Origin of the sequence: Brevibacterium sp. FAM 24630, assembly GCF_049804075.1 — a bacterium.
Taxonomy (GTDB): Bacteria; Actinomycetota; Actinomycetes; order Actinomycetales; family Brevibacteriaceae; genus Brevibacterium.
The window spans coordinates 44,851-60,718 of record NZ_JBNBZD010000003.1 but is presented as its reverse complement, the minus strand read 5'-3'; the positions used below and the strand labels follow the sequence as shown (position 1 = coordinate 60,718).

Annotated in this window: 14 protein-coding genes; 8 read left to right on the top strand and 6 right to left on the bottom strand. The window is 60.3% G+C overall.

What is annotated here, in order from left to right; genetic code table 11:
- Positions 1-262 precede the first annotated feature (262 nt).
- The 7 genes from rpmH to ACPUD7_RS03150 all read left to right on the top strand — a co-directional run bounded on the left by rpmH (position 263) and on the right by ACPUD7_RS03150 (position 4,373).
- Positions 263-400, top strand: coding sequence for a 50S ribosomal protein L34 (rpmH, locus tag ACPUD7_RS03180; protein WP_135537704.1), 138 nt, complete (start codon positions 263-265; stop codon positions 398-400).
- A 2-nt stretch (positions 401-402) separates the two neighbouring features.
- On the top strand, positions 403-768 hold the full coding sequence (gene rnpA, locus ACPUD7_RS03175) for a ribonuclease P protein component (RefSeq protein WP_135537705.1): 366 nt from the start codon (positions 403-405) through the stop codon (positions 766-768).
- Complete coding sequence (yidD, locus tag ACPUD7_RS03170; RefSeq protein ID WP_240689567.1) at positions 752-1,108, top strand: membrane protein insertion efficiency factor YidD; 357 nt, start codon at positions 752-754, stop codon at positions 1,106-1,108. The genes rnpA and yidD overlap by 17 nt, the downstream gene beginning before the upstream one ends.
- A 136-nt stretch (positions 1,109-1,244) precedes the next feature.
- Positions 1,245-2,198 carry a membrane protein insertase YidC gene (yidC, locus tag ACPUD7_RS03165; RefSeq protein ID WP_135537706.1) on the top strand — a complete coding sequence of 318 codons (954 nt, stop codon included), beginning with the start codon at positions 1,245-1,247 and terminating at the stop codon, positions 2,196-2,198.
- A gap of 10 nt (positions 2,199-2,208) precedes the next feature.
- Positions 2,209-2,754, top strand: a complete 546-nt coding sequence (locus ACPUD7_RS03160) for a protein jag (RefSeq protein WP_135537707.1) — start codon at positions 2,209-2,211, stop codon at positions 2,752-2,754.
- The gene (rsmG, locus tag ACPUD7_RS03155; protein ID WP_425119095.1) at positions 2,747-3,409 is read left to right on the top strand and encodes a 16S rRNA (guanine(527)-N(7))-methyltransferase RsmG; all 663 of its coding nucleotides are present in this window, start codon (positions 2,747-2,749) and stop codon (positions 3,407-3,409) included. Before ACPUD7_RS03160 ends, rsmG begins: the two co-directional genes overlap by 8 nt.
- A gap of 67 nt (positions 3,410-3,476) precedes the next feature.
- Entirely contained in the window at positions 3,477-4,373 is an 897-nt protein-coding gene (locus ACPUD7_RS03150; protein WP_135537709.1) for a ParA family protein, read from the top strand.
- On the opposite strand, the gene ACPUD7_RS03145 is transcribed toward ACPUD7_RS03150, so the two are convergent.
- The gene (locus ACPUD7_RS03145; RefSeq protein WP_240689568.1) at positions 4,290-4,985 is read right to left on the bottom strand and encodes a hypothetical protein; all 696 of its coding nucleotides are present in this window, start codon (positions 4,983-4,985) and stop codon (positions 4,290-4,292) included. The genes ACPUD7_RS03150 and ACPUD7_RS03145 overlap by 84 nt on opposite strands.
- 67 nt (positions 4,986-5,052) lie before the next feature.
- On the opposite strand from ACPUD7_RS03145, the gene ACPUD7_RS03140 reads away from it, so the two are divergent.
- Positions 5,053-6,279, top strand: coding sequence for a ParB/RepB/Spo0J family partition protein (locus tag ACPUD7_RS03140; RefSeq protein WP_240689569.1), 1,227 nt, complete (start codon positions 5,053-5,055; stop codon positions 6,277-6,279).
- A 2,689-nt stretch (positions 6,280-8,968) separates the two neighbouring features.
- Here the strand turns inward: ACPUD7_RS03140 and ACPUD7_RS03135 are convergent.
- The 5 genes from ACPUD7_RS03135 to murJ form a co-directional block, all read right to left on the bottom strand.
- On the bottom strand, positions 8,969-10,105 hold the full coding sequence (locus ACPUD7_RS03135) for a peptidoglycan-binding protein (RefSeq protein WP_425119094.1): 1,137 nt from the start codon (positions 10,103-10,105) through the stop codon (positions 8,969-8,971).
- Between the two features lie 101 nt (positions 10,106-10,206).
- The gene (gene trxA, locus ACPUD7_RS03130; RefSeq protein WP_135537710.1) at positions 10,207-10,524 is read right to left on the bottom strand and encodes a thioredoxin; all 318 of its coding nucleotides are present in this window, start codon (positions 10,522-10,524) and stop codon (positions 10,207-10,209) included.
- Between the two features lie 104 nt (positions 10,525-10,628).
- Positions 10,629-11,600 (bottom strand): thioredoxin-disulfide reductase, encoded by a 972-nt coding sequence (trxB, locus tag ACPUD7_RS03125; RefSeq protein ID WP_425119093.1) that lies wholly within the window; start codon positions 11,598-11,600, stop codon positions 10,629-10,631.
- Positions 11,601-11,761: 161 nt separating this feature from the next.
- Positions 11,762-14,227 carry a virulence factor MviN gene (locus ACPUD7_RS03120; RefSeq protein ID WP_425119092.1) on the bottom strand — a complete coding sequence of 822 codons (2,466 nt, stop codon included), beginning with the start codon at positions 14,225-14,227 and terminating at the stop codon, positions 11,762-11,764.
- 21 nt (positions 14,228-14,248) lie between these two features.
- Positions 14,249-15,868, bottom strand: coding sequence for a murein biosynthesis integral membrane protein MurJ (murJ, locus tag ACPUD7_RS03115; protein WP_425119091.1), 1,620 nt, complete (start codon positions 15,866-15,868; stop codon positions 14,249-14,251).

Genomic DNA, 15,868 nt, shown 5'->3' with positions numbered 1-15,868 from the left:
TGTGACTTGTGGACGAGGTCGGATGGCGCGGATGTGAACCGTGATGAATTTTCGCCGAGCGTGATGTGAAACATGGGAGCCGCGTTTGACCGTCTGGTTGCGGCCTCGCTAAGATGGAGTGTCCTGTGTACCGGGCTTCATCCGATTATCCTGATCATCTTTTGGCTCTTATGCACAGGAGTGCTCGGCGGTCGAGACTCTCACCGCCGTTTTTTGTGAGAACGCACCGGCGTTCACCCGCAACCTAGAATCGGAGACTGAAGTGAGCAAGCGTACATTCCAGCCCAATAACCGTAAGCGCGCCAAGAAGCACGGCTTCCGTCTGCGCATGCGTACCCGTGCAGGCCGTTCGATCCTGGCCGCACGTCGTCGCAAGGGACGTTCCGAACTTTCGGCCTGAGTGTGCTTGACGCGGCGCACCGGATCCGCAGCAGCGAGGACTTCAGACGAGTCTTCAGAGCCGGTGTCCGGGTGCGCTCAGAGCATCTCATGGCGCACTGCCTGAGAGGCACCGATGATACCCACGCTCCTCGCGTGGGTTTCATCGTATCCAAGGCCGTGGGCAACGCCGTGGTGCGCAACCGCACGAAGCGGCGTCTGCGCGAGATCATGCGCCCGCGTCTGGGCGAACTGAGAGCCGGAGAGCTGTTCGTGCTCCGGGCGCTGCCGCACGCGGCCGACGCGGAGTTCTCGGTCCTCGAGGCCGAGGTCGATCAGCTGTTGGCCAAGGCACAGAAGAAGCTGGAACATCGTGGACGCCGAGCATGATCTGAAACATGTCTCCGAGGTGCCCGGCCGTCCGTCCGGCTTCTGGCCGACGGTGGGGTGGATCGTCCGGATCGGGCCGCGCATGCCGTTCGTCTGGTTCATCCGGGCCTATCGGATCGTGGTCTCACCTCTGTACGGCCAAGTATGCCGCTACTATCCCAGCTGTTCCATGTACGGCCTCGAGGCCTTCGAGATACACGGAGTTCTCAAGGGACTGGTGTTAACTGGATGGCGCATACTGCGATGCAACCCGTGGTCCCACGGCGGAGTCGACCACGTGCCGGGTTCGGCGCGGGAGGCCAGATCGAAGATCATTCACGGCGGCGAGGCCCGCAGCTGAAGAACACAGACCACATAGGTCCCCGCAAACACGCGGATCGGCGGACTGGCTCGGGGCGCGTCGAGCGTGTCGCGCCAACCGATGAACAATGGCAAAATGAACGATCGTGACGAATCGTTGTAACGAGGAGAACTGAATGGGATGGATCGACAACCTGCTCTACCCGCTGCAGTGGGTAGTGGCATGGATCCTTGCGATCTTTCATGAGATCTTTACTGCTGTCGGCCTGCCCGCAGACAACGGCTGGACCTGGGTGCTGTCGATCGCCGGACTGACCGTGGTCATCCGCGCTCTGCTCATCCCTCTCTTCGTCTACCAGATCAAGTCGCAGCGCAAGATGCAGCTCCTGCAGCCGGAGATCCAGCGCCTCCAGGCGAAGTACAAGGGCAAGAAGGACCAGTACTCGCGTCAGGCCATGGCCGAAGAGCAGATGGCGCTGTTCCGCGACAACAAGACCAGCCCATGGGCGTCATGTCTGCCGCTTCTCGTGCAGATGCCGATCTTCTTCTCGCTCTTCCGCGTCATCCGCAACATGCCGGACGTCGCGAACGGGTCGATGGACGCTATCGGCGGTTTCACACGGGATCTCGCGGTTCAGGCCGAGAGCTCCTCGGTCTTCGGCATTCACCTCTCCGCTGTGTTCACCGATCCGGGAGTCTCGGTCAAGCTCCTCACCGGTGTCCTCATCGTCATCATGGCCGGCACGATGTTCATCACGCAGAAGCAGATGATGGCGAAGAACATGTCGGAGTCCGCTATGGCGAACCCGATGATGCAGTCGCAGAAGATGCTTCTCTACGTCATGCCGCTGGTCTTCGGCTTCGGCGGTATCTACTTCCCGCTCGGTGTTCTCATCTACTGGCTGGTCTCGAACTCCTGGACGATGGCCCAGCAGCACATGGTCATCCGCAATATGCCCGCACCCGGTTCGAAAGCCGAGAAGGAGATGCTTGAGCGCAAGGCTCGCAAGGGCAAGACTGTGAAGCAGGAAGAGATCCAGGGCCAGACCGCCACCGAGGAGGCCGCGAAGAAGAGTGGCCAACGGCAGCAGCCCGTGAGCAAGAACCGCAAGAAGAACAAGAAGCGCTGAGGACACGAACATGACCGAAGAGAAGATCGACGAGACCTCCGAGCAGACAGCTGAGGAGACCTCGACCAAGCCGAGCCGTGCCGAGCTCCTCGAAGAAGAGGGTGAGATCGCCGCGGACTACCTCGAAGAGCTTCTGGATCTTGCCGATATCGACGGAGATATCGATATCGATGTCGCCGACGGTCGTGCACAGCTGTCGATCGTCTGCGAGGACGACGAGGATTCGAACCTGAAGACCCTCGTGGGCAAGGAAGGGCGCACCCTCGGAGCTCTGCAGGAGCTGTCCCGACTGACCGTGCAGACGCAGACCGGTCAGCGGTCTTGGCTGATGCTCGACATCGACGGCTACCGCAACAGCAGGCGCGATGAGCTCATCAAGAAGGCGAATCGTGCCTTCGACGAGGTCAAGGACGGCGGCGAGGAGTTCGCCTTCAAACCGATGAACAGCTTCGAACGCAAGATCATTCACGACCAGGCGGCACGTGCCGGTCTGGTGTCGGAATCCGAGGGCGAAGGCGACGGTCGTCATGTCGTCGTCCGGCTCGCCGATGACTGATCTGCCTGAGACCGGCAGCGAACTGCCCGAGATCGAAACGCCGCCTGTCGGCACCGAGGAGTACTTCGGTGCGGCATTCCCCGCGGCTCAGCGCTACGCCGAACATCTGGCGACCACCGGCATCGAATGGGGTCTCATCGGACCCCGTGAGGTCGACCGACTGTGGACTCGTCACATCCTCAACTGCGCCGTCGTCGCCGAATACGTCGGTGAGAGCGACGTCGTCGGTGATGTCGGCAGCGGAGCCGGCCTGCCCGGGATCCCGATTGCACTGCTGCGTCCCGACGCGAAGATCGTCCTCATCGAACCGATGGAACGACGCGTCGAATGGCTGAGCATGGTCGTCGATGATCTGGGTCTGGAGAATGTCCGGATCGTCCGCGCCCGTGTCGAGGAGCTCGTGGACGAGGAGATGTTCACCGTCGTCACAGCACGAGCGGTCAAGGCGATGACGACTCTCATCGAATGGACGCGTGAAGTGATCAGCCCTGGAGGCCGTATCCTGGCGCTCAAGGGAGCCTCGGTCGAGGACGAGCTGGTCAAAGCGAAGAAACTGATCAAGCGATATCGGCTCTCGCAGCCGAAGATCCACGTCGTCGATGGCGGCGGCATTCTCGAGGTCCCGAGTCGTGTCGTCGAGATCGTGAAGAAATAGTACGAAGTAGAGTTGGTCTAGGCTGGATGAGAGCCTTGTGAAACCGATGGATGATGGAGTGCGCCCTATGCCGATCATGGATGAGTCGTCTCCCATTGGTGCCGCGATTGCACGGGACAACCGGCGTGCGGATCGACTGTCGCAGACAACCTTTCCACGGCCGGATGACACCCGCATCTTCACGATCGCGAACCAGAAGGGCGGGGTCGGGAAGACCACGACGGCGGTGAACATCGCAGCGGCGCTGGCCAACCAGGGCCTCAACGTCCTGCTCATCGACATCGATCCGCAGGGCAATGCGAGTACGGCTCTGGGAATCGATCATTATTCCGAGGTCACGAGCATCTACGACGTACTCATCGACGATGTCCCGATGCGTCAGGCCGTGGCTCAGTGCCCGGATTTCGACACACTCACATGCGTGCCTGCCACCATCGATCTCGCCGGAGCCGAGATCGAGTTGGTCTCATTGGTCGCTCGCGAGCAGCGACTGCAGCGGTCTCTGGGCATCTATCTCAGCGAAGAGGAAGCCGCCGGGAACCGGGTCGATTACGTCATCATCGATTGCCCGCCGAGCCTCGGTCTGCTCACTGTCAACGCCTTTGTTGCCGCTCGCGAGGTTCTCATCCCGATTCAGTGCGAATACTACGCACTCGAGGGCCTGAGCCAGCTGCTGAAGAACATCCAGCTCATCCAGAAGCACCTCAATCCGGCGTTGGCGATCTCAACGATTCTGCTCACGATGTATGACGGGCGGACGAACCTCAGTGCACAGGTCGCCGAGGATGTCCGCACTCACTTCCCGGAACAGGTTCTCGGTACGGCGATTCCGCGTTCAGTGCGGATCTCGGAGGCTCCGAGCTACGGGCAGACCGTGATCTCATATGATCCACATTCGAGCGGTGCACTCTCGTACCGAGAGGCCGCAGAAGAAATCGCGAATCGAGGAGTAAGTCGTGGCTGAACGCAAGAAGAGGGGCCTGGGACGCGGCCTCGGAGCACTGATCCCCGACGCGAACTCCAGTGATCGTCCAGTCGATGTCTTCTTCTCCGGCGGGAATGGCGAAGACGGCAAGAGTGAGGGTGAACACAAGACCTCCCGGACCGCTCGTACCGATCCTGCTGCTTCGATGCAGTCCTCACGCCGTCGCAAACCCAAGGCCGGATCTGCAGTGAAGACGGAGAACGAAGCGAAGTCGTCGGACTCGGACTCGTCGAAGTCGTCGACAGCGAAGACAGCGAAATCATCGACCGCGAGTACCTCTCCGAAGACGGCAGCGAAGACGACCACGAAGACGGCTGCGAAGACGACGGCGTCCAAGAGTGCTGGTGCGACTGGCTCATCGTCGAAAACAGCTGCAGGTAAGACGTCCAGTGGAAAGCCAGCGCGCTCGAGCTCGACGACGAAGTCGACCGGCGGCACGAAATCGACGAAGACCGCTGCGGGGGCGACCAAGTCGGCATCCGGTACTCGAAGCACGACGTCGCCTTCCACAACCGCTGCTGCGTCTTCCAACGCCGTTTCCGGCTCTTCCAACGCCGCTTCTGCACCAAAGACAACTACTGCAGCGGACAAGGCTGATACTCCAGCGGGGAAGGCCAATACTTCCGCAGACAAGTCCACAGCGTCGTCAAAGAAGGACGTGGGCTCCAAAACCGTCGAGCCTTCGACGACCGCAGGTTCCCCAGCCTCCGATCAAGCGACTCAAATTGCTGAATCATCCCCGAAAGCCGTCGCGGATACCCCGGCAGAGAATCCGGATTCTGTCTCTTCAACCGCTGAGTCATCATCGGACGTCCGTGAAACGCATCCCGGTGTCTACACATCATCCGGCTATGACCCGGCCGACAACAAGGCTGATCAGGACGAAGGCAACGAAGACACCGATAATGTATCAACTACATCGGTAGTGGATACTGCTGATAGTGACGCCTCGGGCGATGAGGTCGCGGCTTCTTCCGACGCAGCGAGTGCAGACGACGAGTCTTCAACCTCAGAAGACTCCGCTGCCGCCGGTGATGAAGAAGCAGATCCGCACGATGGCGTCGAATCGATCCCGGACACGGAGTTCGGTGAGATCGACGTCGACCTCATCGATGCGAACCCCCGTCAGCCCCGAACGGTCTTCGATGAGGATCTCCTGGCCGAGCTGGTTCACAGTATTCGGGAGATCGGAGTCCTGCAGCCGGTTGTCGTCCGGCAGAAGCCCAGTGATCGGTCGCGCTTTGAACTCATCATGGGTGAGCGTCGTCTGCGAGCGACGAAGGACGCGGGGCTCCCGACGATTCCTGCGATCATTCGATACGTCGAAGACACGGATCTACTCCGAGACGCACTTCTCGAGAACCTGCATCGGGCGGAACTGAATCCGCTGGAAGAAGCGGCCGCCTATGGTCAGCTGCTCGAAGACTTCGGATGCACGCAGGAAGAGCTGTCCGAACGCATCGGTCGTTCCCGTCCACAGATCTCGAATACTCTGCGTCTGCTGCGTCTTCCGCCGCTCGTTCAGCGCAGAGTTGCGGCGGGCGTGATTTCGGCCGGCCACGCGAGAGCGATCCTGGGACTGCGCGAACCCGAACATATGGAAGTTCTTGCGCAGCGCATTGTCGCGGAGGGACTGTCCGTGCGTGCATCGGAAGAAGCTGTTGTGTTGCTCAACCGCGGTGACTCGGCGAATGTTTCACGTGCAACGACGAAGGTGTCTCCGGAATTCATCGCGGTTGCCGAACGACTCGGCGATCGCTTGGATACGAAGGTGAACATCTCCGTCGGTAAGCGTAAGGGAAAACTGAGCGTAGAGTTCGCTAACCAAGAGGATCTCGATCGCATTCTTGGCCTGTTGGGAATTTCTGCCGAAGAAGACGGCTGAACTCCAGAGTTGAAAAGAGTCAACGCCCGGCGGGTGTCACCGCCGGGCGTTGTGCTATCCACACTGAGACATGGGTTTTAGAGTCAAGCGGTTCGCTTCATGAATGTATGATTCCGCGGCCAAACGGCTGATTGCCCTCGCTGAGCTCGACAGCTTCGAATACGGATTGATGCTCGAGCCACTTTTCTAGCTTCAGGCTCCTGTGCCCCTCGGAGGTTGACCGCATCTACCGCTGCCTATCCGGTCCTCACCGGAGAATATAGTTCTTCCTTTGGCGCTGTGAGATGCTTGCTCCCCGGGTTGCCTACCCGCCCCGGTGTAATAGCAACTTCGCAAAGGTTGACGCGAAGTGCAGTCGCAAGGGTATCTCCTGCGGCTTGTTTGGGGCCGTTCCACGTGAAACAAAAGCTGGTGTCGATATACCATCGCGGCCCGGATCTGTTTCTCTCGGTTACCATGATGTTCAGTCGACTACTCCGCGACCGGAACGTATATTTTGGTCTATCCGGTTTGAATCGGCCCAGCTGGGTAGCTTCGAAAGTTTGGAATACGTCGGTGGAATGTTTGGTTAGGCGTTGGCCTGGGTCCGACGTTGGACTGGAACTTCACAGCTCCGATGTTTCACGTGAAACTATCAGGGCCACAGCCATACCTGTGCGACCAATCGGTGGCTTTGTCATAGACATACTGGACCGGTGGTTTTTGAAATTGACGTGCTCGACGTATGGGGTTCATGCTTCACGAGAAACGGTGGTGGACGCTATTTCTCCGCCCAATGGAGCTATCTTCTTCTACCGAACGCTGTTTTCAAATCGGCCGCGAGATCAGCTCGTGATTGGGGGCATTCCCTGTGTATTGGTCCGACGCTCTGTTAGACGTTCCATTGTGATTGCTACATGGAGACAGCAGCCGGACGATCGCAGACTCTGTTTCACGTGGAACGTATCAATCAGGAATGCCTGTTGCCTAAGAAGGTGGTCATTAGCGCTGATACCGACATAGTACTCAATCTAAGCAATGGTGTGTCGCCGATATCGATAGGTCACGTTTCACGTGAAACTAGGGCGTCGCCCACAGTTCGATCTGGTGGGTCAAGGCAATTGTCGCCAATGCATGTATTCGTGAACCTGTATCTACGAGGAATTCGGTGCATTCGCATTTACCGGTACCGTCATGCATTTTCGAAGAACTGCTGTCACGTCCCTCTAGCACCAGCACTACCAGGGTAGGTCTGTACTCGCATCGCTTGCTTCAGTACGTGTACTGGCGTATCGGAAGATCGGGGACGATTAAACGGACACGACAGTTTCACGTGGAACGACCCGAAGGGCGCGCTTTTTAACTCAACCTCGTTCCAATGCGTTGAACACCTTCTGCGCGATACCACGGTCCAGACGCTGCTAGTCTTGTGGATCGCTGGCTGCGTGTAGGAAGTTGCTTGTGTCAGATAGGGTACCCATTGAGTTCATTGCCAGAAGGTGGCGCTGGTGGCAGGGCGGGCTGGATGTGTGATCGGCCAACGCGGGGCTTCACGGATTTGCCCAACTCTACGGAACTATCGTGGCGCATCGGCATGCGTGTGGATGACGAGCTCTTTTGCCCCTGCTGTGGTCGTAAGTGTTTCACGTGAAACAAGGTGATACGCCCGAGCTATTGTGAATTGCCGGCCTTGGCCTGATTCGGCGGGCAGGCGTGCCTGGACCACAGTCCCCTCTATATATGGTTGTCGTGTTGTGCTTCCGACAAATTGATGACTGAAGTCGGGAGGAATGCAACTTCACCGTGGCCCCGGTTGATGATGGCGTGCATTGAATCTACCGGTGTGTTCAGGCCGCTGGTTCATCTCGTGAAGTTCCGGGGTCGCATAAGTGATTTCGTTCTATTGGAAGAAGCGAACCGAGGATCGGCGTTACGACACCATAGTGGGTTCATAGTTGACTTTCGGGCGACGGTCCACTCGCTGAGCCGCCTTCATCCCGCTGGGCCGCATCAGGTGTTTCATGTGGAACGGCTAGTTCGATCATTCGTCGAGCGAATAGCTCCAAAGAAGAGGTGCGTGTTGTCCCTTGTAGCACCGGGGATAGTACATCGGTGTCTTGTCACGGCGCCTCCGCTCTTGCTCAACCTTTTCCATCCATCGGAACAAATGCTGCTGAATCATCGATAGTTCCAAATATCGCCAATACCGCCCATATTGGTGGGTGTAGCTGCGGTTCCGAGGAGGGCCGTGACTGCGACATGGCATGACTGAGGGGGCCCAAGGAGGTCTTTGACAAGACCGACACTTGCCAGATGCGTCCTTGATGCATCACATGCGCCGCCCGCCGTTATTGGATCCGGCCAAACTGATGGTAGAGACGATTGTGTATCCCGACTACTGAACTCGCCTGCTCCATCCGTTGCGGGCCGGACCTTAAGTAGTGTTCATCTTGGGGTAACTGCCGAAGCCCGTTCTCGAGCTTTGCGTGGTCCTATTTAACGATTAGTGCGTTGTTGTGTTTCACGTGAAACAGCGCGGGCGAAAGAAACGGCGTTGGATTGATTGCCGCTGTGCCCTCTCTCCGGGCCCCCGAGAATTTGAAGAATTGTGTGAGCCGGGACCGGCTGCAGAGCGATGTTTCATGTGAAACGCGGAGCGGCCGGTCGTGGCTAACTGCGGGCGGTCACTACCTGCAGTTGAGCATTGAGGTCAGCTGAGTGCTTTGATCGCTTCGAGGCTGAGGGCGCCAGTCTGAGGATCGTTGTCTTCTCTTATATAGAGGCGCTGCAACCCGGCTGCGATACCATCCGCGATCGAATCGCGAACATATGGATCTTGGAGGCTTTCGAGATCGTCAGCGTTGGTGAGGTACCCGGTGACGACATGGACCTTCGGAGTCTTGAGTCGCTTGAGTGAATACCAAGTTCGCGCATGAGTTCGGCAGTCGAGCATTCCGGTGCGCGCGACGACCTCCCCCTGGATGAGCTCCGCAAGTTTCTGCCCAGTGGGTGAGTTCAGATCGCTCTGTCGTTCATGTCCGAAGTAGAAGGTGGCGATTCCATTCGCATCTTTTGACTTGCTGACATCTGCGGTGACAGTGATGACTGCGGATGCGCCTAGTGCATCAGCCCGATTGACCTCGACGGTATCGCCTTCGAGAAGAAGTGCCCCCGCGCCGATGGCCTCAAGCCGTCCGACAAGGCGAGATGCAATATCGAGAGTGATCTGACGCTCGAGCGCGGACTGCTCTTCCGACATCGGCAGACTCTCGAAATCTACAACTGTAGTTGCAGCCTCGACGACAAACGTCCGTCCGACCAGTGAGGTGCCGGATGCCGCCACTCGCGCACGCTCCTGGAGAGCGAAGAGATTTCCCGTGTCCTGGTTTCGGTTGATGGCATTGAGCCCGCGCAGCGTCTGTGGCCCGGTCACGCCATCGACCTTGGTTCCGAGACTCATCTGCAGTTCCTTGACGGCCGCCTCGGTTCGGGCAGCGTACTCGGCATCGATTCTGCCAGGGTAGAAGCCCAAACCGGCGAGTCTTGTCTGCAGGACGACGACATCATCGCCTGTGAGCACTCTGACGGGGTCAAAGCGAAGCACTCGGTCGCCCAGCTGGTATCTGGCCTGTTCGAGCTCCGAAAACGTCTCAGGGCCCAACACACCGTCGCACAGGATTCCGCGGTCCTGCTGGAATTGTCGCACTGCCAGTTCGAAGGGGCGGTCGAAATCGGCCGATTCGGTATCACCGATGTTGAGTCCCAGGCGCGCCATCTGGCTTTTGATATTCGGCAACATCTCAGAAATGTCACCGCGCGTATAGCGCGGTTGGTTCGTGTTCGTCAATGCGTTGCCAATCTTCTGTGGAGCGGTTGCGGGGTCGGGTTCAATGGTGCAGATACGCCTAAGGCGCCTGTTGATAGTACAACAGGCGCCTTAGAACTCGATCAGATGAATTCGGAGAGCTCATCCTCGAGAGCAGGCTTCGGACGGGCACCGATGATGGTCTTGGCGACTTCACCGTCCTTGAAGACGTACAGAGCGGGGATCGAAGTGATTCCGTAGGTGCTCGCCGTCTCGAGATTCTCATCGGTGTTGACCTTGACCACGTTGAGCTTCTCTCCGTGCTCTTCTGCGATCTGGTCGACGATGGGGCTGACCATGCGGCACGGACCGCACCAAGGTGCCCAGAAATCGACGAGCACAGGCTTGTCGGACTTCAGTACGGTCTCTTCGAATGTTGCATCAGTGACTTCTGTCGACATGGTTGACCTTCCTTCACAACGAGTTTCACTATCGAGAACAGTGGTGCTGGCGGATTCATTCCCGCCTTGGGCCCGGTGCCGCTCCTGAGCGGGATGCAGCTTGATCAGGAAGCGACGGCGGCCTCAGCCGAAACTGGCACCGCAGCGGCGTCAAGATCAGCGAGGTAGTGCTCTGCGTCGAGTGCCGCTGAGCAGCCTGAGCCGGCCGCAGTGATGGCCTGACGGTAGACGGAGTCGATGACGTCGCCGGCGGCGAAGACGCCTTCGACCGATGTCTTGGACGTGCGGCCTTCGACACTGAGATAGCCATCGGGGCGCATGTCGAGCTGGTCGGCGAAGAGACTGGTGCGCGGGTCGGAGCCGATGGCCACGAACATGCCGGTCACCGGAAGCTCGGAAGTCTCACCGGTGACAGTATTGCGAATCGACAGACCCGTGAGGGAATCCTCGCCGTGGACCTCGGCGACTTCGCTGTCGAGAAGGAACTCGAGCTTCTCATCTGCCTGTGCGCGATCTTGCATCGCCTGCGAAGCACGCAGTTCCTGGCGACGGTGGACCAGCGTGACCTTCGAAGCGAAGCGAGTGAGGAACGTGGCCTCCTCCAGGGCGGAGTCCCCTCCACCGATGACGGCGATATGCTGATCGCGGAAGAAGAAGCCGTCGCAGGTGGCACACCAGCTGACGCCGTGTCCCGACAGCTGCTTCTCATTGGGCAGTCCCAGTTCACGGTAGGCCGAGCCGGTCGAGAGGATCACGGCTTTGGCCGTGTAGCGAGCACCAAGGGCGGTCTCGATCTCATGGGCTCCGGGGTTGAGCTTGAGGGTCTCGACATCGTCGTAGATGACCTCGGCACCGAATTTCTCAGCCTGCTCGCGCATGTTCTCCATGAGCTCGGGCCCCTGCACACCGGCGGGGAAACCGGGGAAGTTCTCCACATCGGTGGTGTTCATGAGCTCGCCGCCCGCTGTCACCGAACCTGCGATGACGACCGGCGAGAGGTTGGCGCGAGCCGCATAGACGGCGGCGGTGTAGCCGGCCGGACCCGACCCGATGATCACCAGTTGAGTATCAGTCATGTGAAAAGATCCCTGCTTCTGTTTGCTGTGCCCGACCCGTTATGGCGTGTCGTGCGGAGTGACTATCGTTTCTATAACCGTACGGTGCCGTGGACTATTCCGCACCTGCTGCCGCAGCTGCCTCGCCGCCCGCGGCACCAGCTGCGGAGAGACCATGTCTGTCAGGAGAACTGCACGGAGCTGATCGTGGCCTTGAAACCGCCGTCTGTCTGCGGCAGATCGGTCACCCACAGAATCAGCTTGTCGGTGGTGACCTTCTCATCGAACTTGACGGTGACTCCGCCATCGGCGTCGAAGACACCTTCGCCGATGACCTTCGCGTCCGCCGGATCGTCTCCGTCGCGGATCTCGAACTTACCGCCGGAGCTGCCTGACTTGACCTTGACCTTGCTGACGGTCGACTCGTCTTCGAACTCGAAGAGCAGACCGACTCCCGATTTGAGGTTGCCGAAGCTCGCCGAGTTGTAGCGGTCCGTGTTCCACGAACCCTCGGTGTTCGGAATGACGTTCTCGGTCTCACTGTCATGTTCCGAACCGTCACCCTCGGGATCGAGTGATTCGACCGACTCGATCTTCGGCGGATCAGCCTTCGGAGTCTCCTTCTTGGCCTTCTTCGTCGGTTCCTCGCTCGGAGCGGAGGACTCAGCCACCGGAGCAGATTCGTCATCACCGGAATTGAAGTTGATGACGACGATGCCGATGATGATCGCCGCGACGACGGCGAGACCGAGCACCAACCACAGGAACGGCTTCCGGGTGGCTGCGAGATCGCGATCCTCCGAAGCAGAACCGCCGCCGCTGCCACCGGTCGCTGCACCGGCGGACCCTGCCCCGGCCCCTCCAGCCCCGGTCGTTCCCGCGACTGCGGCCCCTCCTGCGACTGCAGCTCCACCTGCGACTGCAGCTCCGGCCGCGGCCGACTTGGTCGAAGGCGTCTTCGACGATGTCGGCTTCGGTGCGGCGGCCGCAGCGGTGGAATCGCTGTGCTGCTGACGCGGCCGTCCTGCCGCCTTGCGTTCGGCCGGGCGAACGGACGCCGAATCCGCGGTCGGCGATTTCTCGGTCGGCGGGGCCGCCTCGGTGCTGTGATCGTCATCGGTGTCCGGGGACAGCCGACGTATCTCCTTCGGCGGTGCCGCGGCATTGGCTTCCTGCTGCCGCGCGGCCGAGCTCGCTTCGAAAGCGGCAAGACGGCGGCGCGCCTCCTCTTCCTTCGCCTTCGCGATGCGACGTTCCCGCTCGTATTCGCGGCGCTGATGTTCGCGCTGCTGCTCATCGGTTTCGAACATGCCGCCGAGGAACCAGGACCCGTCGTCCTCTTCTTCGTCGTTGTCCATGATCACGCGCGTGTCGTTCTCATCGTCCTCGTCTTCGGGGACGATCTCGAGAGCCTGAGTGTCTGGGTCGGGATCGTCCTCCCGGCTCATGATCGGGGTTGTGAGGTTCTCATCGTATTCGTGAGCGGCGTATTCGGAGTATTCGGAATAGGTCTGCTCCGGCTCCCACTCCTCCCAGTCCTGGGCAGCGCTGTCGAGCTGCTCCTTGGCGATGGGGAAACTCGAGGCCTCCCTCATCTGCATCCGATCCGCGTAGCGTCCCGTAGTGCGTCCGACGACGCCCGCGGCCAGACCACGAGTGCCGGGACGAGTGATGCCCACGCGCACAAGAGCGGCCTGTACCTGATCCTCGCTGGCGCTGGCCGCACCCTCGGGGCCGGGGCCGATGGTCTTCGACCGGGGCGCAGGCAGGCTGGTCGCCTCATCGAAGCTGCGCGGCGAGGTCTCGAACAGCGTCTCGTTCTCAGCTACGGGCGCGCGGTTGACGTAGCGCAGCAGCTCCGGATCCCAGGAGTCGATGTAGCCGAGGATCTCGGCGACCGACCCGGGGCCGGGATCCGAACCGGTGATGATTCCACTGACGAAGTCGTCGAGCTCATCGGAGACATCGGGGTTGAGTGCCTTGACCCGCGCGATGCGCGCATTCTCCTTCTCCGCAGCAGGCAGGCCGTCGAAGGCTTCTTCGCCGGGCCAGTAACCGGTCAGAGCCGCGTAGAAGAGCTGGACGAGGGCCAGCGCGTCCCGACGCGAGGCCTTCGTCGGCGTGTAGTCCGTCTGCTCGACGAGCCCGGTGTCCAGCGCCAATGCCGCATCGATGCCGATGCCGGCGATGATCACCGCACCCTTCGAGGTCAATCCCACGACGCTCGGGCGCAGGAACATGTGGAACAGTCCCCGCCTGGCCGCCGTCACGAGTGCGGTGCCGATCTCGCCGATGAGTGCGCAGGCGGCGTCGACGGGCAGCGGCGACCGCGGGAGGATCTGATTGAACGGCGTCACCGCGATGCGTTTGATGACGATGTAGTCCAGGCCGTTCGAATGCCCGACATCGAGCGTCGGTGCGATGCGCGGGTCACCGAGGATCGACACGCGCCGAGCCGCCTCGAGGACATCGTTGGACCCGTCGGCATCGGCGACGAGGATGAGCACGGGCTCATCGAGGATCGCGTCGAGGCCCGTGCACACGGCACCGACCTCGGGCTTATCGGGAAGCCAACGTCGGTCCACAGTCGATACGACATAGCGACCGGCCACCACCATGCCGGGTTCGATATCGATCAGGACGACCACCTCCGGTGGGGATTCAAGGGCTCAGGCTGCTCTTCTTAGTTTTCCAGCTACCACGTCAATAATCGAATGCAACTCTCTGACTCTGAGCAAATAACAAGCTCCGATGAAGAAAAGGAGCATGACGGTGCCGACGAGGGCGGTCGTGGCGATCGCCGGCAGGCGACCGGCCAGCGCGAAGTCCGGGAAGAAGTACAGCAGTCCGAAACCGGCACCTCCGGCGATGATCGCAGCGAGCAGGAACTTCACGTGCGAGGTGAGGATCTCGCGCAGATCGATCGCACCGAGGCGCTTCTTCAGGACTGCAAACGAGATGACCATCGCGAACAGGTAGCCCAGACTCATGATGAGACCGATGATCGCCACCGTCACCGACTTCGGGAAGATCGAAGCCGAGAGCACCGCCAGGGACTGGAAGATGATCTGCGGCAGCTGGATGAGGAACGGGGTCTTCGCATCCCCGTAGGCGTAGAACACGCGCTGTGCCAGATAGTTCGCGCTGAAGGGAACGAGCCCGAAGACCATCGTGATGATGACCAACCCGATGGCCATGGCCTGCTCGCGACCAGGACCGGCGATGATCATCGCCACCGGCGAGGCGAGGACGACGAGGGCGGCGAGAGCGAAGGTATTGACCATCCCGACCATCCGCACACCCATCGAGAAGTCGCCGACGACCGCCTCGGTGTCGTTTTCGGCGGCGTCCTTGGCCAAAGAGGTGAACAGGGCCGTGGCCAGGGATACTGCGATGAGCGAGTGCGGGAGCATGAACACGAGGTACGCATTCGTATAGGCCGTGTTCGAAGCGTTTCCGTCTCCCGGCACCGAGGATCCGGCGGCGACTCGGGAGATGATGAGGAACCCGATCTGACCGACGAGCATCGCCGCGAACGTCCAGAAGGCGACCTTGCCGGCCGCTCCGAGTCCGACCCCGCGGAAGCCGAAGGTCGGTTTGTACTTGAAGCCGATGCGTTTGAGTGGCCAGAGGAGGATGAGCGCCTGAGCTGCCACGCCGAGGGTGGCGGTGCCGGCGATGAGGGCGATCTTGTCCGGAGTCCAGGTATCCAGTCCGTGCGGGGAGGCGTTGTTCGTTCCGAAGACGATGATGAAGACCGCGAGGCCGGCGATCGCCACGATGTTGTTGAGCGCGGGCGCCCACATATACGGGCCGAACGAGGACTTCGCATTGAGGACTTGGCCCAGCAGCGTATAGAGGCCGTAGAAGAACAGCTGCGGCAGGCACCAGTACGCGAAGGCCGTGGCCAGCGCCAGCTGTTCGTGACTCCACCCCGAGGAATAGAGCCAGACGAGCAGCGGGGCCGCGACGGTCGCGATGATGGTCACCGCGCCGAGGATGAGGAAGGACAGGGTCAGCAGCCGGTTCGTGAAGTCCTCGCCGCCGTCCTTCTGTTTCGAGGCACGCACGATCTGCGGGACGAGCACGGCATTGACCACACCGCCGGCCAGCAGCATGTACAGGGTGTTGGGCACCTTGTTCGCGACGTCGAAGGCGTCGGCCTGGACGAAGGTCACACCGATCGCGGTGGCCAGCATCGAGGCCTTGGCGAAGCCGAGCACCCGCGAAGTCAGGGTGCCTGCGGTCATGATTGCCGAGGACCGGGCCAGGGATGAGAAGCTGGACAA